This is a genomic window from Streptomyces sp. NPDC058295, from assembly GCF_042880655.1.
In the GTDB taxonomy this organism is placed as follows: Bacteria; Actinomycetota; Actinomycetes; order Streptomycetales; family Streptomycetaceae; genus Streptomyces; species Streptomyces coriariae.
Window position 1 is genome coordinate 1 of sequence record NZ_JBHVYO010000059.1, and the last position, 24,917, is coordinate 24,917.

Sequence of the window (24,917 nt, forward strand, 5' to 3'; positions counted from 1 at the left end):
CAGATGTTCGGGAACGCCAGGAAACGGTGCCAGGCCACACCCATGTTGGTGTTCAGCGAGACCACGATCATCCAGATGAACGACGTCCCGATCTTGATCATCGCGACGAGGTAGACCAGGTTCTGGAGCGTGGTGACGCCCAGTCCCTTGAAGGCCAGGACGAGCGGGTACGAGGCGAAGTAGCCGGCCTCGTAGTGCTCCACGTGGTGCAGCGCACCCTCCAGGCCGCGCAGCACGTAGATGGCGAGGCCGATGGTGAGGATGACGTACTCGACGAAGTAGGCCTGGCCGGACTTGGAGCCGGCGAAGCGGGACTTGCGGCCCGCGCGGGAGGGCAGGTTCAGCAGGCGGATCGCCATCAGGACGACGATGCCCAGGATCGTCATCACACCGATGAACTCGATGTAGAGCTCGAAGGGCAGGAAGTCGCCGATGATCGGCAGCACCCAGTCGGCCTCGAAGAGCTGGCCGAAGGCCTGGGCGAGGGTCGGCGGCAGCGTCAGGAAGCCGATCGCCACGAACCAGTGGGCGAAGCCCACGATGCCCCAGCGGTTCATCCGCGTGTGGCCGAGAAACTCCCGTGCCAGCGTCACGCTGCGCGCGTAGGGGTTGTCTTTCCGGGTTCCGGCGGGGAGCGGCTGGCCCAGCTTGAAGTACCGGACGAACTGGCCGATGGCACGTGCGATCAGGGCGACGCCGACCACGGTCAGAAGCAGCGACACGATGATCGCGGCGAGTTGCATTTGGGGGCTCCTCGGGCCTGCGAGGGAAATTACTAAGCGGTAACTTATGCAGTCCGTTTGAGACTACCCCGTATTCTCCGTCGCACTGTAGCGGGATGCGGAGTGATCTCAGTCGCTGAGGGTTGCCTCAGGATCGGGTCGGCTTCGGGCGGGTGGAGTGTCGGGTTCCGGTTGGGATCCGGCGGGGATCCCGATGGAGATCCGACGGGGATCCGACGGGGATCCCGATGGGGATCCGGATGGGATCTTGCTGGGGTCCGGTTGGGATCGGGTGGCGAATCGGCCGTGTTATTCGTACCAAATTGGTACATATGTGACTAATTTATATCCGTGCTCTACGGGATCGTCGCCGCCATCACCGCCCTGTTCCTCGCCGCCGTCCTCGCCGCGCTGCTGCGCGTACCCGCCCTGCGCCTGGGGTTGCTCGACCGGCGGCAGCGGCAGCGGCGGGTGCCTCTGTTCGGGGGTGCCGCCGTGGTGCTCGCCACCTGCCTCGTCGCGGTCGCCGGGGACTGGACGGGCATCGCCCCGCTCGGTGACGGCATCGAGGTGCTGCTCGCCGCCGGGGGCGTCGTCGCCGCGCTCGGGCTGGTCGCGGACGTGTGGCGGCTCAACGCACGGTTCCTGGTGGTCGGTACGGCGGTCGCGGCCGCCTTCGTGGTGCCGTACGGCGACACCGGGGTGGTCGCCGGAGTGGCCGGTGTCGGCTGGATCACCTTCGTCGCCCTCGCCTTCCGGTCGCTGGACCACGCCGACGGAGTGGCCGGAACCGTCGGGGTCGTCACCGCCTTCGGGGTGGCCGCCTGTGCCGCCGTCGAGGTGATGGACGGGCTGGCGGTACTGCTGAGCGTGTTCGCCGCCGCGCTGACCGGGTTCCTGATGCACAACTGGCCTCCCGCGCGTGTCGCCCTCGGGGCGTGCGGATCGCTCTTCGCGGGGTTCCTCCTCGCCGCGGCCGCCGTGATCGCCCGCGCGGGGCACGATCCGGTCGCCGGCGCGGGGGTGCTGGTCGCGCTCACCGCGGTCGCCGTGACCGACGTCGTCCTGGTCGTGCTGTCCCGGCGGCTGGCCCGACGGCCGTTGCTGCGTGGCGCGTCCGACCATCTCGCCCACCGGCTGCGGCGGTTGGGGCTCACCGCGCAGGGGGTGACCGTCCTGCTCGGTGCGGCCGCCTTCGCCGCGGTGCTCGTCGGGGCGCTGGTGCACGCCGGATGGGCCGACGCGCGGGCGGTGCTGTGGGTGGCCGGCGGGGCACTCGTCGTCGTGCTCGGGATGCTGCGGGTCGCGGTGTACGGGCCCCCACGCGCGCGTGGCCGACGCGACCGGCGGGCTCGGCGTGCCCGTGCCGCGGGCGTCGCCCGGGGTGCGGGTGGTGCCGTCGGTGGTGTCGGCGGCGCTCTTCGGGAGGCGCGGCTCGCGGGTCGTTCCGTGCCCCGTCCCGAGCGGCGTCCCGAGCGGCGTCCCGGGACGGGTTCGGCGTCGGTGTACGCGCCCCGGCGTCAATCCGAGGACCAGGCGCACCACCCGGATCCCGGTGTGCGGCGAACCGGTCGATCCGTATCGCCGCAGGTCAACGCGTCCTTGCGCGTAAGGAACGGATAAGAGTTGAGTGGGTACGACTCAGGTCTGTTGACCGAGAGGTGAGCCTCGTGCACACTTGAGTCCGTTCCACTCAAGTCAGCTGGAGGAAGATCACCATGGCACGTGCGGTCGGCATCGACCTGGGCACAACCAACTCCGTCGTCAGCGTTCTGGAGGGCGGCGAGCCCACCGTCATCACCAACGCCGAGGGTGCCAGGACCACGCCGTCCGTCGTCGCCTTCGCCAAGAACGGTGAAGTGCTCGTCGGCGAGGTGGCAAAGCGCCAGGCAGTCACGAACGTGGACCGGACCATCCGCTCCGTGAAGCGTCACATGGGCACGGACTGGACGATCGAGCTCGACGGGAAGAACTTCAACCCGCAGCAGATGAGCGCGTTCATCCTGCAGAAGCTGAAGCGCGACGCGGAGGCCTACCTGGGCGAGAAGGTGGCCGACGCGGTCATCACCGTCCCGGCGTACTTCAACGACTCCGAGCGTCAGGCGACGAAGGAAGCCGGTGAGATCGCCGGTCTCAACGTCCTTCGTATCGTCAACGAGCCCACCGCGGCCGCGCTCGCGTACGGCCTCGACAAGGACGACCAGACGATCCTCGTCTTCGACCTCGGTGGCGGCACGTTCGACGTGTCCCTCCTGGAGATCGGTGACGGCGTCGTCGAGGTGAAGGCCACCAACGGTGACAACCACCTCGGTGGTGACGACTGGGACCAGCGTGTCGTCGACTACCTGGTGCAGCAGTTCAAGGCCGGCCACGGCGTGGACCTCGCCAAGGACAAGATGGCGCTCCAGCGTCTGCGCGAGGCCGCCGAGAAGGCGAAGATCGAGCTGTCCTCGTCCACCGAGACCTCGATCAACCTGCCCTACATCACGGCGTCCGCCGAGGGCCCGCTGCACCTGGACGAGAAGCTCACGCGCGCCCAGTTCCAGCAGCTGACGGCCGACCTGCTGGAGCGCTGCAAGACGCCGTTCCACAACGTCATCAAGGACGCCGGCATCAACCTCTCCGAGATCGACCACGTCGTTCTCGTCGGCGGTTCGACCCGGATGCCCGCCGTCGCCGAGCTCGTCCGCGAGCTGACCGGCGGTCAGGACGCCAACAAGGGCGTGAACCCGGACGAGGTCGTCGCCATCGGCGCCGCGCTCCAGGCCGGTGTCCTCAAGGGTGAGGTCAAGGACGTCCTGCTCCTCGACGTGACCCCGCTGTCCCTCGGTATCGAGACCAAGGGCGGCATCATGACCAAGCTGATCGAGCGCAACACGACGATCCCGACGAAGCGTTCGGAGATCTTCACGACGGCCGAGGACAACCAGCCGTCGGTGCAGATCCAGGTCTACCAGGGCGAGCGCGAGATCGCGGCCTACAACAAGAAGCTCGGCATGTTCGAGCTGACCGGTCTGCCGCCGGCGCCGCGTGGCGTCCCGCAGATCGAGGTCGCCTTCGACATCGACGCCAACGGCATCATGCACGTCACGGCCAAGGACCTCGGCACCGGCAAGGAGCAGAAGATGACCGTCACCGGCGGCTCTTCGCTGCCGAAGGACGAGGTCGACCGCATGCGCCAGGAGGCCGAGCAGTACGCGGACGAGGACCACCGCCGTCGCGAGGCCGCCGAGTCCCGCAACCAGGGCGAGCAGCTCGTCTACCAGACGGAGAAGTTCCTCAAGGACAACGAGGACAAGGTTCCGGCCGAGGTCAAGACCGAGGTCGAGGCCGCCGTCGAGGAGCTGAAGGCCGCGCTCAAGGGCGAGGACACCGCCGAGATCCGCACGGCCACCGAGAAGGTCGCCGCGGTCTCGCAGAAGGTCGGCCAGGCCATGTACGCCGACGCCCAGGCCGGTCAGGGCGCCGACGCTCCCAAGGCCGACGCCCCGAAGGCGGACGACGACGTCGTGGACGCCGAGATCGTGGACGACGAGCGCAAGGACGGTGCCGCGTGACGGAGGAGACCCCGGGCTTCGAGGAGAAGCCCGACGTCCCCTCCGGCGCCACCCCTGAAGACGCCGAGCCGAAGGCCGCTTCCCCCTCCGCTTCGGCGGCGGGGGAGGCCCCGGCCGGGGACACGAACCAGACAGCCGGTCTGGTGGCCCAGCTGGACCAGGTGCGCACCGCTCTGGGCGAGCGCACCGCCGACCTCCAGCGCCTCCAGGCCGAGTACCAGAACTACCGCCGCCGGGTCGAGCGCGACCGGATCGCGGTCAAGGAGATCGCCATCGCGAACCTCCTGACCGAGCTCCTGCCCGTCCTCGACGACATCGGCCGCGCGCGGGAGCACGGCGAGTTCGTCGGCGGCTTCAAGTCCGTGGGCGAATCGCTGGAGACCGTCGCGGCCAAGATGGGCCTCCAGCAGTTCGGCAAGGAGGGCGAGCCCTTCGACCCGACGATCCACGAAGCCCTGATGCACAGCTACGCGCCCGACGTCACCGAGACGACGTGCGTGGCGATCCTTCAGCCCGGGTATCGGATCGGCGAGCGCACCATCCGCCCCGCGCGGGTGGCCGTCGCCGAACCGCAGCCCGGTGCATCGGCGGCCAAGGGCGACGAGGCCGAGGCGGCCGACGACAAGGAGAGCGGTGGCCCGGACGAGGGCTGAGCTCGATCGGATGAGTGAAGGGGAGGAGGGACGTCGAGGATGAGCACCAAAGACTTCGTCGAGAAGGACTTCTACAAGGTCCTCGGCGTCCCCAAGGACGCCACCGAGGCCGAGATCAAGAAGGCGTACCGGAAGCTCGCCCGCGAGTTCCACCCGGACGCCAACAAGGGCAACGTCAAGGCGGAGGAGCGCTTCAAGGAGATTTCCGAGGCGAACGACATCCTCGGTGACCCCAAGAAGCGCAAGGAGTACGACGAGGCACGCGCCCTCTTCGGCAACGGCGGCTTCCGTCCCGGTCCCGGTGCCGGCGGCAACTTCAACTTCGACCTGGGCGACCTCTTCGGCGGCGGTGCCCAGGGCGGCGGTGCCCAGGGCGGCTTCGGCGGCGGCATCGGGGACGTGTTCGGCGGCCTGTTCAACCGCGGCGGCCCCGGCACGACCCGTACCCAGCCCCGACGCGGCCAGGACATCGACACCGAGGTCACCCTGACCTTCACGGAGGCGATCGAGGGCGCCACGGTCCCGCTGCGCATGTCCTCGCAGGCCCCCTGCAAGGCGTGTTCGGGGACGGGCGACAAGAACGGCACCCCGCGCGTGTGCCCGACCTGTGTCGGCACCGGCCAGGTGGCGCGGGGTTCGGGCGGCGGCTTCTCCCTGACCGACCCCTGCCCGGACTGCAAGGGGCGCGGCCTGATCGCCGAGCATCCCTGCCTGGACTGCAAGGGCAGCGGCCGTGCGAAGTCGTCCAGGACCATGCAGGTCCGCATCCCCGCCGGGGTGACGGACGGTCAGCGCATCCGGCTGCGCGGCAAGGGCGCCCCGGGCGAGCGTGGCGGCCCGGCGGGCGACCTGTACGTCGTCGTCCATGTCGGCGCCCACCCGGTGTTCGGCCGCAAGGAGGACAACCTCACGGTGACCGTGCCGGTGACGTTCACCGAGGCGGCACTCGGTGGTGAGATCAAGGTGCCGACGCTCGGCGGGCCGTCCCTGACCTTGAAGCTTCCGCCCGGCACGCCCAACGGCCGCACCATGCGGGCGCGGGGCAAGGGCGCGGTCCGCAAGGACGGCACCCGCGGCGACCTGTTGGTCACCGTAGAGGTGAGTGTTCCGAAGGACCTGTCGGGGAAGGCTCGTGAAGCGCTGGAGGCGTATCGCGAGGCGACCGCGGGCGAGGACCCGCGGGCGGAGCTGTTCGAGGCCGCGAAGGGAGCATGAGAGTGATGGACGGCCGTCGGCGTAACCCGTATGAACTGACCCAGGAGACCCCGGTCTACGTCATTTCGGTGGCGGCCCAGCTCTCGGGCCTGCATCCGCAGACGCTACGCCAGTACGACCGCCTGGGTCTCGTCTCCCCCGACCGCACCGCCGGCCGGGGGCGCCGCTACTCGGCCCGCGACATCGAGCTGCTGCGCACGGTGCAGGCCCTGTCCCAGGACGAGGGCATCAACCTGGCCGGCATCAAGCGGATCATCGAGCTGGAGAACCAGGTGGCCGCGCTCCAGGCCAGGGCCGCGGAGCTGGAAGCCGCGCTGGACGGCGCGGCCACGGCGATGCAGCAGCGGGAGGCGGCGGTGCACGCCTCCTACCGGCGGGACCTGGTGCCGTACCAGGAGGTGCAGCAGACCAGCGCGTTGGTGGTCTGGCGGCCCAAGCGGCAGCAGCCGACGGACTGACACCTGGCGGCACGTGGACGAAGGAAGGGGCCCGGAGATTCGTCTCCGGGCCCCTTCCTTCGTGTTCTACGGGCGCTCCTCGGCCATCTGCGGCCGCCCCGTCCTCGTACGGCCGTCAGCCGTCGATGCCGACACCCGGCTCGGGTCGCTCAGGGCCCGGCGGCTGTTGCTGCGTCTGCTGCGTCTGCTGAGGCTGCTGGGCGGGCGGTCGGTTGGCGCCACCCTGGGGCACACCCATCTGCCAGAGATGCGAACCGGAGACGCCCGGGGCGGGAGAGGGTGCTGGGGTCGGGGAGGGAGCCGGGGCTGGGGCTGGGGCTGCGGTTTGGGGCTGGGCAGGGGTCGGTGACGAGTTCTGGGCCGGCGTCGGGGTTGAGGGCTGGGCCGGCGCGGGGGTTGAGGGCTGGGCCGGAGTCGGTCGCGGTGCCGGTGCCGGAGTTGGTGCTGCGGCTGGTGCGGGGGTGGTGACGGGCTTCGGGGCCGGGTCCGCGTCTTGGTCCAGTTCCGTGCTTGGTTCCCGGTCCGGGCTGTGGTCCCGTTCTGTGCTCGGGTTCCGGTCCGTGTTCGGGTCACGGTCCGTGTCGCGGTCACGTTCCGTGCTCGGGTTCCGGTCCGTGTCGCGGTCACGTTCCGTGCTCGGGTTCCGGTCCGTGCCCTGGTCCTGTTCCGTGGTCGGGTGCCGGTGCGCTGTGGGCTCGGACTTCTCCTGGGGGAGGGCGGGGGGCTGGGGGCCGGCGGCCGGGGGAGTCGGCCCCTGGTTCAGGTCCGGGCGGCGCCAGCGCTCCGGGATCGTCGAGGTCCGTCGTACCGCTTCGGTGTCGCCTGCCGCCGCCGCGGCGACGGCGCGTGCGCGCAGGGCGCTCTGGCGGGCGATCGGAGAGAAGCCGGGGGCGGCGTTGCCGGTCTCGGACGGCAGACCGCGAAGGCCCATGCCGTTCAACTCAACCTGGATTCCAGTCTCCGGGGCGAAGATCTCGCGCGGCAGCTGCCAGGAGGCCGCACCGTCCACGTCGACGCGGTGTTCCCTGCCGTCCACGGCGAAGGTGAGCCCGTAGCCGATGTACTGGTCGTCCTTGTCGAACAGCAGGTCCCCGGAGATCTCCCCACCCCGGTCGCGCACCTCGGCGGCGAGGACCTGCAGGGCGGGCGGCAGGGGGTTGGTGCGGCCGAGGCTGCTGACATAGCCGTCGGCCCTGGCCGTCTTCCGCTCCCCGGTGCTCTCGTCCAGGTAGTCGGCCTGGAACCAGGTCTCTCCGCTCTCGTGCCGGTAGGTCTCGATCGCGCCCACCTCCGCCCGGCCGATCGTCAAACGCGGGTTCTCGCCCGTGCCGTACCGGGCGAGCATCTCCGGGTACTGGACCTGGTGCTGGAGCGCGGCCGGCGGCGACGAGCCGACGATCGTGACGCGGGCGTCGGGGTTCTCCCGCAGGATGATCTCGGCGTTGGCGACCCCCGTGCCGCCGGACCCCGCGATGATCCAGTGCTGGGCGGCGTGCGGGTCGAAGCGGTTCTCGGCGACCTCGTCGCCCAGCAGCGCCCGGCCCTCGGCGGCCTCGCGCGCCGCCTCCCACTTCTGGGTCGACGCGAGGGCGGTGAAGCAGTTGTCCATGCGGGTGGCGGCGGCGCTGTCCAGGCCGGCCGCGAGGGCGTCCTTCAGCGAGGACGACTCCAGGGCGTCGAGCACGGTCCGGGCGTCCGCGCCGCCCCGTTCGGCCTGGGTCAGCCAGGCGCGCATCTCGCCCGCGAGGGCTGTCCCCTGTCCCTCCAGTTCCCGCAGTCGTTCACTGATCAGCCGTACGGCCTCGCTCCGGCTCTCCACCCCGCCCCGGCCGCGGGGCATTCCCGGTACGGCATCGGGCGTGAGGCCGGTCGCGACGCTCGGCGTCCCGTCGCAGGCCACCCACAGCGGGGTCCCGCTCTCCTTGCCGTCCTCGCCCAACGCCCGCACTTCGGCGAGGAGTTCACCGTCCCGGCCGAGGCGCAGCCGGGCGTGGCCGTTCACCACGTCGCCCTGGGTGGCGAGCTGGTCCTCCCAGACCCGTACCGCGTGGATGGACACCCGGTGCCGGGGGTCTTCGACCGCCGAGTACGGGTCGACGCCCATCCACCGGGCGAGGTCGCGGTCCTGGTCCGCCGACTGCACGATCCCGTTCCCGGGGTCGAGGTGCCAACGGCCCGCCCCGTCCACGAGCAGCGCCTCCGGGTCCCGCCCGGTGAGACTCGCGCCGCCGCCGATCACGACCTTGCGCAGCGGGAACTGTCCTTCGGCGAGCTGCCCCGCCAACGTCTGGACGGTGCGCTCGCTGACCTGCGCGCGGTACTCCGCCCACCGCTCGGCAGCGGGTTCCAGCTCGTCGCGCGGGAGCGGCAGCCCGTTCTGGTCGTAGCCGGGCATGGGCATGGTGACGTCCCGCCGCCCGATGAACGCCTCGACCTGGCGTTCTGCGCGCAGCGCGGCGTCGCGGGAGGCCTGCAGGGCGGTGGCGTCGGCGGGGGAGAGGTTCTCTATGGGGTGGGCGAGGGCGCTGACCAAGCGCCGGGAGCCGACGGAGAGGAAATCGGCCGACACCCGGTGTCGCACGCGTGCCGCCCTCTCCTGGGGGCGGAACGCTTCCTCGTCGCTCAGGGCGGCGGTCGGCCGGATGCCGTACGGATCAAGCAGGGCCGAGAACTCCGCGCGCGCTTCCATCTGCTGCTGAGGGGAGAGACCGGGATCCGCGCTACGCGTGGCGAGCCAGTTGAGCTCACCTATGCGGCCTCTGTCCGCTGCGGACAGCTCCTGATCCGCCGGGAGTTGGGCTCCTTCACGCAGAAGGTCTTCCCGCACCGGAGCCAGACCCTCGGCGGCGCGTTCGCGCACCGCCATGAGTTCACCGAGTTCGTGGGCGAGCACCCGGCCCAGCATCTCGGTCGGAAGACGGTCGGAGACACGGACCACGTAGTTCTGCGATGTCGTGTTCGTCGCCGTGTCGGCGATCGTCCCTGTCACCAGGGGAACGGCGTCCACCCAGACCGTCGCGGACTCCCCCTGGCTGTCCCGCAGTACGAAGAACTGACGTCCCTCCTTGGTGCGATCCGCATCGAGGGAGTCCAGGCCGTCTCCGAGGACGGCGGCGGCCACCGAGGCCATGCCGCGCCTTGCGGCCGACACGAGTTCATCCTGGTGCGCGTGTGGGTACTGCGGCAGTGTGCCCATCGCCGTCCGGGGATTGGCCCAGCTGTCCATGTGATGCCCCTCCCCGGGCCCGGTACCTGTTCAAATCGCACAACAGCTCTAGGATCATGTCATGTTGAGAGCCCGTTCCTCGTTGGAAGCGCACCTGTACATGGACTTGCATCCATGCCAGTGCGGGAGCCCCGACTTCGATCGCCGGCACCGTCTGGAGCAGCGTGGTGACGACATCGTCGCCGTCTACGAGGGCGCCTGCAGTGAATGCGGCCGGAACCGGAATTTCACTTTTTTGATGGCGGACGAAATCCCACCCCCGCCGCCCGCCTTCGGCGGTACACAGCCGTCCCAGATCATCGATCCCGGTGAGTTCGCGGAGGTCGCGCACCGCGTCTCTCGCCGCGCCGGGCTCGACATGCTCAACTCACCCGAATCCGAGCACCGCACCTACCGGGGCGCGATGGCGTACGCGCTGGCTGCCTTCGAGGAGCTTCCGAAGTTCGTTCCTCCGGGGCTGGACGCCATTCCCGCATCCGCCTTCACCTCCGAGGTGGGCAGGGCCCGCTATGAGCGGGAACCGGCGAAGTTCGACCGCGACATCCTCGAGATGGACATCGACCTCACACGCAAGATCATCGCCGACATCGACGCGGTCAGCCCTCCGCCCGGGGGGACCGGACCCCGGGCCTGAGGGCGGGCTCGGCGGCGCGGACGGCTCAGCCCAGCTGTTCCGTCGTGCCGTCCGGGTGGATCAGCAGGCGGATCGCGCCGCCGTAGCGGTTGTCGGTGATGGTGGCCGGGGTGGGGGCGCCGAGTTGCTGGGCGCGTTGCTGGAGGATCGCCAGGACCACGTCCTGGATGTCGCCGTAGGGCGGGGCGGTGACCGGGACGCCGTCGATCAGGCCGGCGTTGGGGGAGAAGACGTGCACCTGGGCGTCCGCCGTGGCGGGGGGTGGCGGCGTCGGTTCGGTCATCGGGGGTCGGGGTTCCTTCCGGCTCGGTTCCGGATCAGTTCCGGCTCAGGCGCTCTTCGCCTCGTCCTGTTCGGTGACGTCCACGGCGAGGTCCACGGTGACGTCGACGGTGCGAGCGTACGTGCCTCGGGCGAGGCGCTGAAGGCGGCCCGACTTGACGAGGGCGGACAGTACGTTGCTGATCGTCTTCGAGGGGTCGCCGTAGACGCCGGGCGGGAGGGCGCGCAGGACGTCGCGGGCGGAGAAGGGGCCGGGGAAGGTCGACACGGCCGTCTCCACGGCGGCCCGGATGCTGGGGGCGCCGGAGGGGACGAGGGCTGCGGTCTGCCCTGTGCCGGTGGACGTCCTGCCGGTCGGGACCGGATGCGGGAGGCACGCCCTGATGCCTTGCAGTGCGGTGCGGATCGGCTCCAGGTGGACCTCGTCGCCGTCCGAGGCCCCGGTCGCGGCCAGCATGGTCGCCACCTTCTCTATGTTGGCGAGCGAGGAGGCCAGCTCGCGCAACAGGGGTTCCAGGAAGTCACGGCGCAGGGCCGCCACCGGGTCGGTGGTGGCGAGTTCGACCGAGACCGAGCCGGTGAGGGCGCGGAGCGGGCCGGCGGTGTCCGGGGTGCCGTCGGCGAAGTCGCGGGAGCCTCGGCCCCCGTCCGGAGCAAGTGCCTCCACGGCCTTGCGCGCGGCGCGGATGGTGTCCGGCATCTCCGGCGCGATCTCGCCGCCCGGCACGCTCGCCAGCATCGTGACCAGCTGCTCCAGGCCGGTGAGCGTGGGCAGGGCGGAGCGGATCAGAGGGGCCAGCAGAGCCTGTCGTACGGCCTGGGCGGGATCCTCGTACGAGAAGGCGATCCGCTGCCCGGACTCGGCCGGTGCCATGTCCTCGCTCCTGCTTTCCGGGTGGGTGGGTCTGGAATGGTGGGTGCTGCTGTGCGGCTGCTGTGCGTTGGTGTGCTCGTGCAACTGTCGCGGGATGGCGGGCAACTCGCGGCGTGACCTGGCCAGTTGGTCCTGGCGCGCGTCGAACGCGTCGAGGATTCGCTCCAGCGTGGGCCGGCCGTGCTCGGCGTCGTGCCGGCTGGCCGTGTCGGTGCTGCGGGAGCGCAGGCGCAGCAGCCGGCGGGACGTTTCGCCGGAGCTGTAGCCGGGGCCCGCGCCGGGGCCGTCCACCGTGTGGGTGGGCAGGTCGCCGTTCGCGTCGCCGACGCCGAGGGCGCGGCGGATCCAGCGGCGGTCGTCGAGCGTGGTCGCGGCCGCGTAGCCGTAGGGCTCGGCGTGGGCGACGGCGTCCTGGAGGCATTCCGCCCACAACGGGCAGGAAGCGCACAGGTCGCGGGCGGTGCGGAGCAGCACGAGGTGCTGGTGGCGCTGTTCGGGCGAGGTGTACGGAATGTCCGTGGGTGCCTCCAGCAGCGGATGCTGGAAGACGTCCGGTCGGCGCTGGCAGGGCAGAGCGGCGTCGGGAGTGTGGACCCCGGCCCCCGCCCCCGCTCCCCGTACCGGCCCGCGCGCGGGGCGCGTGGGCAGCGCCGTATGGCTGGCCATAGGCATGTGTGTTGTCCCCCGTGGTGATACGTGATCGGGGGGGAGCCTAAATCGTTCGGTCAACCCCGTGCAACGCATCTGCAAAGCATGTGCCGACTTGGCACAGTGACGAGACGAAACGTTCACACGGGCCTCAACTGTCCGTCGGGTCACTGGCTTTGTGCGTCCGCAGGCGGCCGAGTGCCTGGCGGGCCCGGCCTGCAACCGCTTTCACGCTGCTTCCGCGCATCGCCAGTACGCCGAGCACGCCGAGGAATCCGAGCGGTACACCCGCTTCCGGCAGGAACATCCCGACGACGGACGCGATGACGAGGATCACATCCGCGAGGACGACGGTGATGCCCCGTCGGCCCGGGTGCTCCTTCACCATCCAGGCGCCGAGGAGTGCCATTCCGGCTAGCGCCCAGTAGCCGAAGGCGGCTGCGCCGGTGACGGTGGCGCCGGCGTCCTCGCTCGTGCGGGCAGCGTCGCCGACCGCGGAGAAGTAGCCGGTGAAGGCGATGGCGAGGATGCTCACCCCGATCGCCAGGAGCAGCTGGGTGCGATGGCGGAGGAGCCAGAGCGCGAGGCCGAGGAGCAGCGCGGTGACGACCGCGAAGAAGCTGGAGCCGCTCTGGGAGGCGAGGGTGATCACCGTGTAGAGCGCGGCCACGCCGAAGACGACGCGGGGGAGGAGCCGGACGGCCCAGGCGTCGCTCTTCTCCTGGCGGAGGAAACGGCGGAGGAGCGGGAGGGCCGGGGCGGTGGACGCCGGGGCGGTGGATGCCGGGGTGGTGGGTGTGTCCGGCCGGTCGGCGGCGGGCTGCGGGGTGGTGCGCGGGGTGCGGGGGCCGCCTGGAGTACGGGAGGTGCCTGGGGTGCGCGGAGTGCGGGCGTTGCCCGGGGTGCGGCTCATGGGCCGGTCATACTCCCATTCCGGTGTCGTTCGACTGCTCCGGGGCCGGAGGCGCCTTCGGGGGAGCCGTCGGGGTGTCGGTCCTGTTCGAGGCGACGACCGGCTTCGCCTGCGGGGTGACGCCGGGGAGGAAGCTGTGCGCCTGGGTGGCGGCTGCCCCCGTTGCCGGGAGGGTGAGCGACTCGAGGGGGGCCGGGCCCGTCCTGGCGTTGACGGTGACACCGGGGAGGTACTGGCCGTGGGTGCTGACGGCGACGGGTGGTGGTCCCGCCGGTGAGCCCGATTCGGGACTGCGGAGGCCGGCCGCCCACTGCTGGTCCTCGACGCTGGGCAGCGTGACCTCGTGGTCCGGACGCAGGACCTTGATCTCCTCGATGAGCTTCTCCACGTCGGCCGCGCGAGCGGGGCCGTCCATGGTCGCCACCCGGGCGCACACCTCCAGGACGGCGGCGCGCTGTGCCTCGGGGGTGGGGAGCGCCGCCAGCTGCTTCAGGTCCAGGTGGCCCGCCTTGGTCAGCGGTGTGTACTTCGCGTCGCTCTCGTCGTACGAGAAGGTGTGGACCTGGGCACGGACGGCTTGAGAGGCCAGCAACTCCTGTGTTTCCGGGGCGAGATCGGCGTACTTCTGCGCCGGCGCCGGATACATGAACTGGATGATGTCGAGCTTGCCGTCCTGGCGGAGCTGCCGGGACTCCGTCTGATAGGCGACGGTTCCCGGGTTGAGCTCGGCCATGAAGAAGAGGGCCTCGTTGTCCGTCTTCGCTGCGTACTTCTCGGAGAGGGTGCCCCAGGCTTCGTAGGCCAGGGCCAGACCCGCCTTCTCGTCCAGGTCCAGCGCGTCCTGCACTTCCGTGTCCCACAGATGGAGTCGGCCCAGCGCCTCTCCACCGGGCGTGCCCTCCAGGTACCGCAGGGTGTCCTGCACGATCGAGTTCTGTGCCTCGGTGTACGCAGCCGCCATGTGCATGCTGTACAGCTCTTCCCCGGGCTCCATATTGATCTGCGGGTGATCCTCCAGCCGGTAGGACCAGAAGGTCGACCTGGTGTCGGGGGCGGGCAGGTCCACATCCTGAGCGGCCGCGAACTCCCGCAGCCGCTGGTGGAGTTGCTCCCTGTATTCCTTCTCCGGGAGGTGGTCGATGCCCTCGCGCAGCCCCCTCGCGATCCGCTTGGCCTCGGCCTCGGTCAGCTCGGGCTCGACGGTCCGCTGCCGGTCACGGGCGTTGTCGAGGACTCGGTCCGGGATGTGTGCCTGGATCACACGGCCTCCGGCGGATAGCAGGTTGCTTTGATCGACGTGCGGCGGAGCGCACCCGGTGCTCGGACGGATCCAGGCTTGACGGAGAGAACGGTGAGATGGCCCTCGGGCCCTTCCTCCCGCCAGATCGCCATGCGGTAGGGGTCCATGTCCTCCAGGCGAAGGTCGCTGGGCATGAGCCAGTGCCGGTCGTGCGGCGGTTCCGGGAAGGCAGGGTCGTCCCAGGCGCCTGCGAAGGAAGGGTCACCGAGCACGGTGCGGGCAGCCCCCACATAGGCGGCCCATGTCTCGGCGGCTCGGGTGAGGACCTCCTCGTTCTCGGACGACTCCTCCGCGGACATGTGCCAACTCGTCCAGCTGAGCTGTTTGACCGGAGCCCAGCCGGCGGAGCGCACGGGGAAGAGGGCGAGGTCCTGGCCCGTGCCACTGCGCACGGTCAGCACCCGCTCCGCCGACGTCGGCTTCCAGCCGAACAGCGCGCACCAGTCGTCCAGTGCCTGGCCGGGGTTCGGCGGGCCCGCCCAGACGGCCGGCCAGTCCACGTGCTCCAGTCCCCTGAGCTCCTCGGCCAGCTGCTCGGGGCTGCGGTCGATCGTGAGGCTCGTCATTGCTTGTCACCTTCCTCGCGTTCCGCACGGCTCCGGTTCATCCGCGCCGCTCCTGCCGACGGGACTCCACGTGGTCGGGGTCATGGCAGACGAGTTCGATCCTCGCATTGGCCGGTACCGGACCACGTCGTGCCGTTGCGCCGAGCGTCGCCCTGAGCTCGAACACCGGTGCCTGCGGTACCCGGAACCGCCACACCGCGACGCGGTGCGGGTCCTGGTACTCCGTACGCCACCCGGCGTCGGGCCAGGCCCCCGGACCCGGCAGCTCAGGGAAGTCCGGTGTGTCCCAGGTGCCGTTCCAGGCGGGGTTTCCCAGCAGGCCGCGCAGGGCGGTCAGGCAGGCGGTCCAGTGGGCCTCCGCCAGGCCGGCGACGAGGGGGTTCTCGTCCGTGTCCCGGGCCCGGGCCGACCACACCGTGTGGTCGATCCGGGTCACCGGGCCGCCGGGGGTGGCGGAGGCGAGGTACAGGCGGCCGCCCAGGGCCGTACGGACGCGCAGTCCCGCCTCGGCCCACAGCGGACGCCAGTCGAACCCGGCGCACCACCTCGCCCGCTTCTCCGCGTCCTCCGGAACCCCCGCCCACACCGTGGGCCAGTCCACGCCGATGAGCCGCTCCAGCTCCGCGACCAGTTGGCCGGGACTGCGGTCGGCGGTCAGGGCGGGCATCGGATAACTCCTTGGTGTGGGAGGGAGGCGGGGGGCGGCGGGGCGGGGCTAGACGCGGCCGCTGGGGCCGCGCGGGTCCCTCGGAGGCGGGGCCGGGGCCGCCGGGGGCGTCGGCTGGCGGGGGACCGACGGTTGCTGCACCGGCGGGTGAGACTGGGGCGCGACGGGACGTGGCTGGGGAGCAGGGGCCGGACGCGAGTGAGGTTGCGGCTGAGCCTGAGGTTGCGGCTGAGCCTGGGGCTGCGGCTGGGGAGCCGGCGCGGTGCCGCTGTTCTGGCTCGGTGCCTGCGTGGCGCTGACCCGGTTGCCCCTGCGGCGGCGACTCGGGTCGCCGCCACTCTCGTCGAGAGGCTTGGGCTTCTCGAACTGGTCCCGGTAGTTCTTGTGCGTCATCTGGGCGCCCTCGTACGCGGCCTTGTTCTGTTCCTTCTTGCTCATTTCGAGGTGACCGTTCCGCTGCAGTTTCCCCCCGAGGACCTTGTTGTCGAAGCGCCTGGCAGCGCCGCTCGCCACGCGTCCGGTGATCCGGCCGGCAGTGCCGTCCTTGGGGGTGATGAGACCCGCTGTCTTGTCGACCAGCTTCGAGCTGCTCGCGCTGGCCGCATCCCCGACGCCCAGAGCGTCGTCCGCGCCCGCGACCTGCGGGCTGAACTTTCCGGACAGCAGGTTCTTGAGCAGCATGATCACGGCGATGGTGACCAGCAGGAGCATCAGCAGCTGCATGCCCAGCGGGATCTGCAGCGGCAGGATCAGCTGGTAGAAGAGCAGCAGGACCGTGAGGATCACGCCGAACCCGGCGCGCAGGACGAAGCTGTGCACGAAGGTCTGCCACCAGCCCCGGAGCAGCTTCTGCTGGGTCGGGTGGATCGAGATGATCGCGACCAGGGGCAGCAGGATCACCATGATGAGCGTGACCGCGTGCCACAGCAGGGTCAGCGCGCTGAGGACGATCACCATCAGGCCGACGATCAGCGAGGCGACCAGGGCGTAGACGCCGATGCTGATGCGGTTCGAGGGCTTGTCACCCGACCACTGCTCGTAGACGTTGGCATCCTGGTTCTTGGCGATGTAGTTGCGCAGCTCGCCGTACTGGTTCTCCTTCGCCTTGATGATGTCGCCCTCTTCTCCTTCCTCCTTCTCGACCTCTGACGGGTGCTGGTAGTACTCGATGTTGGTCACCGACTGGACGATCACCTGCTTGACCCGCAGGTCGGTGCAGCGCTTGCCCGTGCCGAAGTCGCACTTCTGGTCGCCCTTGTACTCGATGCGAGCCTTGCCGGGGTCGCCGAACTGGCCGATGGCCCAGGGGCGGAATGCGAGGGTGTCGTACATGGCACAGCTGGAGATGCGCATGCCGCGCTGCGGTGCGTTGTCGGGCAGGTCGCAGGGCGGGTCGACACCGTCGATCGCGCCGTCCAGCACGGCCTCGGTCAGGGCGGCGTTTCCCTGCGCGATTCCCGAGTCGGCCGTTTCGACCACGGCCACGTAGTTCCCGTTGACGAGGAACGCCGACACGGCGATCACGACGAACGCGGCCCAGCCGACGCCCGACCAGACCTCGCGCATGTCGCCCTTGCGCCACTTGCCGAACACCCAGAGGCCGGTGAGCAGGATCATGGTGGGCACGGCGAGCTTGAAGACGCCGTTGTTCAGGCGGTCGACGACGCTGTCGTCACCCGAGACCGTGCCGTCGTAGAGGGCGGCCAGCGGGCTGGGGTTGGAGGAGATCTCCTTGATGCTGATCGCGGCCCGGCTCATGATCTTGCTCAGGTCGAAGATGGCCTGGGCGACGCCGTTGTAGATCTCGTTCTGGAGGCTGCACTCGTCGTCGTCGGCGGCCTGGCCGCGCTCGCCCTGCTTCGCATCGTGCTGGCTCTGCTGGGTCGAGGCCCAGTTGAGACCGCGCATGGCGCTGAGTTCGTAGAGTGTGTACTTCGACGCCGGGCCGTCCATCTTCGTCGCCCCGGCGACGAGTTCACGCTTGCCGTCCCATTGCTTCACCGAGGGGAAGATGTTCTCCGCGGCGGGGCCCGGCATGTCGGCCTTCTGATTGGTGCTCTGCTGCGCCCAGTCACAGGTGTCGAAGAGGGCCTGCGCCTGCTGCGGAGCGGAGAACGAGAGCGCGATCACCCCCAGCACCAGGAACAGCATGGCCCGCGCGGCGACGCCGGTGCTGATGAGTTTCTCGCGCAGGGAGCGCCTCGTCCGGGGCCGTGCCGGACGGCCGGAGCGCGGCCGGATGCGGGTCAGCATGAAAAGCCCTTCGGAGGGATCAGTTGGCGTAGTAGTTCGTGAGGACGCACCCGTCCACCTGCGCGGGCTCCTGCTTGTAGCCGCTGGGGATCTGGCGTTCCGGATCGCACGACAGGGCCACGAGGCCGGAGGCCTTCAGGTCCTCGATCGTCTCGGCGCCGCCCGGCGCCACCGCGAAGTCCTTGCCGATCAGGATGGAGCCGTAGTTCTCGGCGTGCATGGAGGTCTGGAACTTCTTCATGTCCGACAGCAGGAGCAGCGTGCTGGAGTCGTCGTAGTTGTCCCGGCAGACGGCGCGTTCCTTGATCCCCCAGGCGGGTTCGCCGGTCATCTTCTCGTCGCCCCAGGCGGGATCGTGGTCTGCGAGGGAGGAGTCGTCGTATTCGGCGCCCGGCGTCAGATCCAGGCAGGATCCGTACTGGTTGAGGTAATACGCCACGGACGCCATATCCGATGCCTCGGGCAGCTTTGTGCCCGCGGCCTGGCTGCTGTCGCCCTTGCCGGCGCCCGCGCTCGCGCCGCTCTTGCCGTCGCCGTCGCTGTTCCCGGCGTCGCTGTCGCCGCCGCACGCAGTCATCGACGCCGACATGAGGAGGAGGGCGCCGATGGTGATCGCTCGCCTGATTCGCATGGTGTGACTCGCCTTACTCGGGGACGTAGTTGGTCAGGACGCAGCCGTCCACGAGGGCCGGCTCCTTCTCGAAGCCGCTCGGCACCACGAGGTCCGCATCGCACGTCAGGAATCTGAGGGCGGATTGCTGGAGGCCCCGGATCGCCTCGTCGCCGACCGGAACGACCGCGAAGTCCTCGCCGACCAGGAACTCGTCGCCGCTCGCCTTGGCGGCGATCTGGAACTTCTGCATGTCGGGGACGGTGAGCAGGGTGATGGGCCGCTCCGCCCCGTCCGTGCACACGGCGCGCTCCTCGATGCCCCAGGCCGGGTCCTCGGACTCGTCCGTGCCCCAGGCGTCGCCGTCGTGGCCGTCGTCGTACTCGTCGCCCGTCGCCACGCTCCCGCAGGGGGTGTACCGGTTCAGGTAGCTCGCGATGGACTCCGTGTCCGAGGCCCGGGGCAGGCCTCCGGTCGCGGTCTGTCCGCTGCCGTCACCCGAGCCGACGACGGAGTCCGCGCCGGTCTTGGCCCCCGAGCCGGACTCCGAGCCGGACTCCGAGTCCGACCCGCACCCGCTCAGCGCGGCGAGCAGGGCGAGGGTCGCGGCCCCGGTGGCGAGACTTCTGGACAGGCGCACGGTGGAACGGACTCCTCGGTGGGCGTGCGTGTGGGTGTGGGTGGGACCGGTGAGGCGCGTCATGCCGTCGCCGTCGCCGTTTCCTCCGCCGGTGTCACCGACCGTGCCGGGTCCTCCTCGACCTCCTGCAAGAAGGTCCAGTCCCAGACGCTCAGCGGGGGGTTGATGCCCTGGCGGGCCGGGCGGGTGGTGCCGTTGGTGTCCGTGGCGGCGAGGATCTCCTTGAAGACCAGGTCGACGGCGACTGTGCCGACGCGCTTGTCCGCGTCGCGCTGGAGGCAGACACCGGTGCGGAGTTCCTGGAGGGCGGCGATGACCTTCGGGTCGTTCTCCGGGCGGCCCAAAAGCGGGGCCACCATGGACGCCTCCTGCGCCGACTTCTGCTTGAAGGCGAAGACCGTGTGGATCTGGTTGGCGCCGCCGCTGCGGGCCTCGGAGTCCTCGATCTGGACCAGGTCGATGGCCTGCTGGGTGATCAGGACGGTGACCGCCAGGTAGGAGCGGCCCTGCTTCAGCGCGCGGCGCATCAGGTCGCGGCCGGACTCGGTCGCCGTGACCACGTACGCCTCGTCGACGAAGAGGGCCTTCGGGCGCAGGCCGATCTCGCCGGTCACCGGGTTCTTCTCGTAGCCGACGTCGAGCATCTGGCTGCCCAGTTCCACGACCGCCATGAGGGCCGTCGCCGCGAGGCGTTCCGCCGGGTTCCAGCTGCGCGGGTCGGAGGCTGCGGGCGACTGGAAGCCGCGCAGGGTGATGACCGTACGGCGCTTGCGCATGCTGGACAGGGGCTGCGGGCGCTCCGCGAAGGAGAGCCGGGCGTAGGGGAGGGTGCGCAGCTCGGTGAGGAGCATCTGCGCGAGCTTCAGGTCCTTGATCGCCTCGCGGTCACCGCTGGCCACCGCGTGGTCGTACGCCGCGACGACCTCGTCCACGACCTGCCACAACGTCGGCCGGGGGACGGCGAGTTCGGCGTCGCGGGCCGTGTGGCCCTGCTCGACCGCCTGGCGGATCGCGGAGTTGTAGCGGCCGATGACGGTCGCCATGCCCTCGATGACGGGGAGACGTACGCGCTGGTAGTCCTCGTCGCCGAGGAAGCCCCGGAGCATGGATTCGGCGAGCAGGCGGCCCGCGGGGACGTCCCGGGCGATGACCCACGGGTCCAGGACGCCCGCCTGGCCCTTCAGGAGGTCGACCACCTCCGTCTCCGCCCAGAACTCGGGGTTCACCGGGTGGAACTTGCTGGCCGGGGTGCCGAGGAGGCCGGTCTCCGCGTCGCCCGCGAAGTCCGGGTCGTTCACCTGGGCGCCGAAGCCCAGGTAGTAGCAGAGCTGCGCGAAGTCGGTCTTCGGGTCGATGACCAGGCAGCGGACGCCGGACTCCGACTCCTCGTAGAACTTCTGGAGGGCCAGCGAGGACTTGCCACCGCCGGAGGCGCCGACGATGGCCAGGCCACCGCCGTCGTTACGGGCGGGGCCGACGTGCAACGAGTAGTGGACCGGCATCTTGCCCGCCCAGCCGACCAGGTTGCCGACCCAGCCCAGCCGCTTGCCGGAACGGTGCTCGGGGTTGTCGCCCAACTCCGTGCCCGCGGTGGGCAGTCCGGCGCCGAGCTGCTCGACCTCCTGGAGCCGGAGGTAGGGCGCGATCGGCAGCTTGGGCGCGTCGCCGGGGAGCTGTGCCTGGAGCAGCCGCCACTGCTGGCGGGTCGGGCGCAGCAGGGTGACCTTCAGGTCCTGCTTGAACTGCATCTCCAGGACCCGGCGCCGGCGCTCGAGCTCCTTCACGTCGTGCGCCGAGATCGTGAAGCGGATCTGCGCCTCCATGCCCGGCATCTTGTGCTCGTCGATGTCGTCGACGAGCTCCTGGGCACGGGTCACCTGGGTGGCCAGCTTGGTGTCGGGGCTGCGGCCGGAGTTGGCCATGTCGTTCATCTCGTCCACGAGGTTGCCGCGGATCTTGTCGGCGCGGTCCTTGAACTTCAGGTACGGGATGAGGGTGAACCGCATGTCGATCTCGACGGGGAAGTCCACGTGCTGGGCGGCGTAACGCGCCCACGCGGTCGACTGGCGGAAGCGGGTCTCCGCGGGCCAGTTGGCGGCCACGAGGGTGGTGGTGTAGCTGGTCTGCTGCTCGCCCGTCACCTCGTCGTACTGGTTCAGGACGATGTGCGTCTTGCGGTTCTCGCCGGAGAAGTCGACGACCAGGTCGAACTGGTTGGGTCCCCAGGCGCGTGAGCCGAGCACCGGCTCCGGCGGGACCGGCAGGTCGCCGTGGAGCGGCTTGCGGATCAGCCAGACGAGTTCCTCGCGGCTGAGCGGGGTGCCCTTGAGGCCCTCCAGGCTCTCGTGGACCTCGACGGCGACCTGCGTCCACTCGGCGAGGACGTGCGGGGAGAGGTACTCGTCCGTGACACCGGTCGCGGTGGCGGCGGCCTGGTCGGCGGCGCCGCGGACACCCTGGAGGAGGCCGGGCTCGTCGTACGGCTCGTCGTCCTGGGCGACGACTCCGCTGCCGCCGTTGGTGCGCTTCAGCGAACCCAGCTTCACCAGCAGGATGTTGCGCTCGCGCTTGGCACCGATGCGCTCCTGGTACTCCGCCTTGCGCAGGTTGTACGCCTTGTAGTTCTCGGTGGGGTCCCAGGCGACCGCGTTCAGGTCCTCCGCCCAGGTCATGGCGGTGATCGGCTGGTAGACCTTGCGGTAGTGGCACTCGACGTTGCGGTCGCCGCGGGCCAGGTTCAGCAGACCCCGGGCCGGGCCCTCGGCCATCGCCTGGAGCTCGCCGGCGTTCAGGTACTCGTCGATGGCGTTGGGCAGGACCATGCCCGTCCACACCGAGTCGCCGTGCACGAAGATCATGTCGTCGGCGTAGCGGTAGGGGAGGCGGAGGTCCTCGCGGCGGGTGGCGGCCGACGAGCCGGACGGCTTGGAGCGCGCGGCGGAGGAGTTTCTGCCGCCGCCTTGGCCGTTCTTCTTGCTCGACGAGGCGGCCATGATCATGGCGACCACGAAGAAGGCGGCCGCCCCGCCCAGAAGGATCATCATGAACATGGAGGACTCATCCTGCGGTAGTCGACATCGGGCAGTGGTGGGGTGATCGCGGGGTCAGCGCCTGGTGGCGGCGAACGCGCTGCCGCGCTCGGCGGCGACCCGGCGCGCGGCCTCGTAGCGGGCCCGCCAGCGCGGCGAGCCGGGGGTGAAGAGGATGACCTGCCAGTGCAGTTGCTCCGGCTCCTGGTCCGCGGCGAGGCCCTGCAGCCGCTTGGGCTGGAACCACCAGTCGGTCCACACCACGAGCTGCTGGCTCAGGGTGAGCGCCGAGGGCAGCGGGCGCCCCCAGACGAAGTAGATGCCGAACGGCGGGCCGAAGTAGAGGACCGACGTCCACATCGACATGCCGAGGAAGGGCAGGAACGCCGACACGGTGAACAGGGTGATGAGCCAGACCAGCCCGAAGCCGAAGGCCGCGCCCAGCGCGGGCAGCAGCAGGCCGGGCAGCGGGATGTTGCCCCAGTTCCAGATCCGCTTGGGGCGGTTGACCAGATCGGTGTGGTCGTACGCGACCAGCGGCTCCGGTGCCTCCTGGCTCATGTCTGCGAACTCCCCTGTTTGGAACGGCGGCTGACGGTACGTCGGGCCGGGCCCGAGCGGTCCGTCAGTTGCCGCCGCCGATCTGACTGCCGAGGCCGATCAGCACACCGGCGAGGCCGCCGGCGCCACCGATGATCAGGGCGGCCAGCGCGATCATGCCGAAGCCCTGGAAGGCCTCGCGCATGCCGTCGCCGCGCTTCATCGACAGGAGCATGCGGATGCCGAGGATGAGCAGGGCGATGACGGCGACCATGGTGCCCGCGTTACGCAGGATGTCCTCGATCTGCCCAAACATGTCGTTCAGGGTCGTCTCGGCCATGTACATGGTGGTTCCTCTCGGGTGGTGGAGCGGCGGTAGTGGTATGGGGGGTGGGGGCGACGCGGTCCGGTCAGGGCTTGACGGGCTTGGCCGTGGACGACGGGACGGCCGCGGAGGCGGAGGCGGAGGCGGAGGGGGATCCGGAGGCACCGGCCGAGGGCGCGGCGGTTCCCGTCGCGGTGTCGCTGTCGGTGTCGCCGTCGGCCCGGCCGCCCTCGGCGTCGAGCACGCCGCCCCGGACGTCCTTGACGAACCAGCCCTGGGCCGTGTTGACCATCGTCATCCGGTACGCGCGGCGAACGGCGACGCCCTTCGCGTCGGTCCAGTCGACGGCCACCCGCACCTGGACGGCCTGTCCGGCGTCGTAGGCGTACGGCTTGGTGTCCTGGGCGCTCGCCGGGACGAGTGCGACGACGGTGCCGATCTGCGGGCCCGTCAGGCGGCCGGCCAGACCGGTGGTGGCCGTCAGGGTCGCGTCCGGCGTGAGGAAGCGGGCCATGGCGGTGGCGTCGGAGGCGCCCCAGGCCTCGAAGTAGCCCGGCAGCACCTCCTTCTGGAGCTGCGTGGACAGGGTGTCGTCCACCACCTCGTCGCCCTGGTCGACCTCGGGCACGTCCGCGGCGGCCGGCAGCGGCATCTGGCCCACGTCGCCGGAGACGCGCATGCCCTCGCCCGTCTTGAGGTTCTGGACGTACACGGGAACGGTGAGCGTGGTGAGCGTGCCGTCGTCGGTGCGGACCTGGACCCCGATGTAGCGGCCGTGGTCGCCGTACTCCGGAAGCTTCTCGGCGGTGCCGTCCCAGGTGACGGAGAGGGCCTTGCTGGTGCCCTCACCGCTCCAGCCGCAGTCGGGGTCGACACCGGCGGAGGCGTAGCGGGCGAGATCGGTGCGGCGGGCGGACGAGGTGTCAGGGGAGAACGTCATGCAGAGCTGCGCGTACTGCTCCGCGAAGGCCGCCGCCTGCTCGGTGGGGAACTCGGTGAGGCGGTACCGGGTGGCGTCCGACGAGTCCAGCCCGGCGGTGGTGGTGCCGGAGGACTTGCCGATCACCAGTCCCATCACGCCGCACGAGCCCAGCGCGAACACGCAGGTCGTGATCAACAGGGTGGCGCGGAGCGCGACATGCGTACGGCGCCCGCCGCCGGGGATGCGGCCGCCGGGCTTGGGCACGTCGAAGTCACGCGCGGGGGCGGGCCTCGGGGCGGCCTGGCCGGGGGCGGCGGAACCCGGGGTGAGGGCGCCTGGCGTGACGGCGCCCGCGGCCGGGGCGGTCGGGGCTGCCGTGGCCCTCGGCGGCATCGTGGAAGAGCTGTGGACGGGGGCCTGGTGGCCGTGCTGGGGCGGGTGCGGGGCGGCCGTGGTGGGCGCGTGCGCCGACGCGGCGGTGGCGGACGTTGCCGTGCCGCCCCGCTTGCGCTGCTCCTTCTCCGCCTTCTTCTGCTCGTACGCCGCCTTGCGCGCGGCGCGCTCGCGCTCGCGCTTCTCCTTCTTCGACTCGCCCTGGGACCGGGTCTCACGCGGCGGCAGCGACGGGACGGCGGCCTGGCCGGCCCGGGGCGTGCTGCGCACCCAGGCGGCGGCGACCTGGGCGCGGGCCGCGTCGGAGGGCAGCGGCTGCGGCTGTTGCGGGGCGGGGGCCTGCTGCCCCTGCCCCTGCCACGCCTGCTGCGGCGGCTGCTGGGAAGGACCGAAGGACCCGGGCTGCCCGGAAGGCTGGCCTCCGCCGACCGCGCCAGCAGGGCTGTTGTGGTCTGTCATCGAGTCGGTTACTCCAGCGAGTCGGTTCCCC

At 70.6% G+C, this 24,917-nt stretch carries 20 protein-coding genes and 1 pseudogene; 6 read left to right on the forward strand and 15 right to left on the reverse strand.

The features are described from left to right. Nucleotides 1-743, reverse strand: a pseudogene (locus ACFVYS_RS38145) (Fe-S oxidoreductase); the annotation flags it as partial. Nucleotides 744-1,073: 330 nt separating this feature from the next. Here ACFVYS_RS38145 and ACFVYS_RS38150 point away from each other — a divergent pair. The 5 genes from ACFVYS_RS38150 to ACFVYS_RS38170 all read left to right on the forward strand — a co-directional run bounded on the left by ACFVYS_RS38150 (nt 1,074) and on the right by ACFVYS_RS38170 (nt 6,605). Continuing rightward, nucleotides 1,074-2,345, forward strand: coding sequence for an MraY family glycosyltransferase (locus tag ACFVYS_RS38150; protein WP_389509699.1), 1,272 nt, complete (start codon nt 1,074-1,076; stop codon nt 2,343-2,345). Between the two features lie 95 nt (nt 2,346-2,440). Then, on the forward strand, nt 2,441-4,279 hold the full coding sequence (dnaK, locus tag ACFVYS_RS38155; protein ID WP_020129150.1) for a molecular chaperone DnaK: 1,839 nt from the start codon (nt 2,441-2,443) through the stop codon (nt 4,277-4,279). After that, entirely contained in the window at nt 4,276-4,932 is a 657-nt protein-coding gene (gene grpE / locus ACFVYS_RS38160; RefSeq protein ID WP_389509701.1) for a nucleotide exchange factor GrpE, read from the forward strand. Before dnaK ends, grpE begins: the two co-directional genes overlap by 4 nt. Nucleotides 4,933-4,971: 39 nt before the next feature. Next, nucleotides 4,972-6,147 (forward strand): molecular chaperone DnaJ, encoded by a 1,176-nt coding sequence (gene dnaJ, locus ACFVYS_RS38165; protein ID WP_327184210.1) that lies wholly within the window; start codon nt 4,972-4,974, stop codon nt 6,145-6,147. 5 nt (nt 6,148-6,152) lie between these two features. Next, nucleotides 6,153-6,605 (forward strand): heat shock protein transcriptional repressor HspR, encoded by a 453-nt coding sequence (locus tag ACFVYS_RS38170; RefSeq protein ID WP_385677504.1) that lies wholly within the window; start codon nt 6,153-6,155, stop codon nt 6,603-6,605. Nucleotides 6,606-6,720: 115 nt separating this feature from the next. Here ACFVYS_RS38170 and ACFVYS_RS38175 read toward each other — a convergent pair whose 3' ends face one another. Next, nucleotides 6,721-9,831, reverse strand: a complete 3,111-nt coding sequence (locus ACFVYS_RS38175; RefSeq protein ID WP_389509704.1) for a hypothetical protein — start codon at nt 9,829-9,831, stop codon at nt 6,721-6,723. Nucleotides 9,832-10,069: 238 nt separating this feature from the next. Here ACFVYS_RS38175 and ACFVYS_RS38180 point away from each other — a divergent pair, with 238 nt between their 5' ends. Next, the gene (locus ACFVYS_RS38180; RefSeq protein WP_389509705.1) at nt 10,070-10,465 is read left to right on the forward strand and encodes a hypothetical protein; all 396 of its coding nucleotides are present in this window, start codon (nt 10,070-10,072) and stop codon (nt 10,463-10,465) included. Between the two features lie 25 nt (nt 10,466-10,490). Here the strand turns inward: ACFVYS_RS38180 and ACFVYS_RS38185 are convergent, their stop codons facing one another. The 13 genes from ACFVYS_RS38185 to ACFVYS_RS38245 all read right to left on the reverse strand — a co-directional run bounded on the left by ACFVYS_RS38185 (nt 10,491) and on the right by ACFVYS_RS38245 (nt 24,886). Then, nucleotides 10,491-10,748 carry a hypothetical protein gene (locus ACFVYS_RS38185; protein ID WP_020129155.1) on the reverse strand — a complete coding sequence of 86 codons (258 nt, stop codon included), beginning with the start codon at nt 10,746-10,748 and terminating at the stop codon, nt 10,491-10,493. A gap of 45 nt (nt 10,749-10,793) precedes the next feature. Next, nucleotides 10,794-12,287, reverse strand: coding sequence for a WhiB family transcriptional regulator (locus ACFVYS_RS38190; RefSeq protein WP_389509707.1), 1,494 nt, complete (start codon nt 12,285-12,287; stop codon nt 10,794-10,796). A gap of 133 nt (nt 12,288-12,420) precedes the next feature. Beyond that, the gene (locus ACFVYS_RS38195) at nt 12,421-13,182 is read right to left on the reverse strand and encodes a hypothetical protein (protein WP_389509709.1); all 762 of its coding nucleotides are present in this window, start codon (nt 13,180-13,182) and stop codon (nt 12,421-12,423) included. A 7-nt stretch (nt 13,183-13,189) separates the two neighbouring features. Continuing rightward, complete coding sequence (locus ACFVYS_RS38200; RefSeq protein ID WP_389509711.1) at nt 13,190-14,443, reverse strand: hypothetical protein; 1,254 nt, start codon at nt 14,441-14,443, stop codon at nt 13,190-13,192. Beyond that, a complete protein-coding gene (locus ACFVYS_RS38205; protein WP_389509712.1) occupies nt 14,440-15,048 on the reverse strand; it encodes a hypothetical protein in 609 nt (202 codons plus the stop codon). The genes ACFVYS_RS38200 and ACFVYS_RS38205 overlap by 4 nt, the downstream gene beginning before the upstream one ends. A gap of 37 nt (nt 15,049-15,085) precedes the next feature. Continuing rightward, on the reverse strand, nt 15,086-15,715 hold the full coding sequence (locus ACFVYS_RS38210; RefSeq protein WP_389509714.1) for a hypothetical protein: 630 nt from the start codon (nt 15,713-15,715) through the stop codon (nt 15,086-15,088). Nucleotides 15,716-15,763: 48 nt separating this feature from the next. Next, on the reverse strand, nt 15,764-17,968 hold the full coding sequence (locus ACFVYS_RS38215; RefSeq protein ID WP_389509715.1) for a hypothetical protein: 2,205 nt from the start codon (nt 17,966-17,968) through the stop codon (nt 15,764-15,766). 19 nt (nt 17,969-17,987) lie between these two features. Beyond that, the gene (locus ACFVYS_RS38220; RefSeq protein WP_389509717.1) at nt 17,988-18,599 is read right to left on the reverse strand and encodes a hypothetical protein; all 612 of its coding nucleotides are present in this window, start codon (nt 18,597-18,599) and stop codon (nt 17,988-17,990) included. A 13-nt stretch (nt 18,600-18,612) separates the two neighbouring features. Continuing rightward, entirely contained in the window at nt 18,613-19,218 is a 606-nt protein-coding gene (locus ACFVYS_RS38225; RefSeq protein ID WP_389509719.1) for a hypothetical protein, read from the reverse strand. A 59-nt stretch (nt 19,219-19,277) separates the two neighbouring features. Beyond that, nucleotides 19,278-22,268: an ATP-binding protein gene (locus ACFVYS_RS38230; RefSeq protein WP_389509721.1), complete on the reverse strand. Its 2,991-nt coding sequence runs from the start codon at nt 22,266-22,268 to the stop codon at nt 19,278-19,280. A 54-nt stretch (nt 22,269-22,322) separates the two neighbouring features. Then, nucleotides 22,323-22,808 carry a hypothetical protein gene (locus ACFVYS_RS38235; RefSeq protein WP_389509723.1) on the reverse strand — a complete coding sequence of 162 codons (486 nt, stop codon included), beginning with the start codon at nt 22,806-22,808 and terminating at the stop codon, nt 22,323-22,325. Between the two features lie 64 nt (nt 22,809-22,872). Then, nucleotides 22,873-23,127, reverse strand: coding sequence for a hypothetical protein (locus ACFVYS_RS38240; RefSeq protein ID WP_230195104.1), 255 nt, complete (start codon nt 23,125-23,127; stop codon nt 22,873-22,875). A gap of 70 nt (nt 23,128-23,197) precedes the next feature. Then, complete coding sequence (locus tag ACFVYS_RS38245) at nt 23,198-24,886, reverse strand: conjugal transfer protein (RefSeq protein ID WP_389509725.1); 1,689 nt, start codon at nt 24,884-24,886, stop codon at nt 23,198-23,200. Nucleotides 24,887-24,917 lie beyond the last annotated feature (31 nt).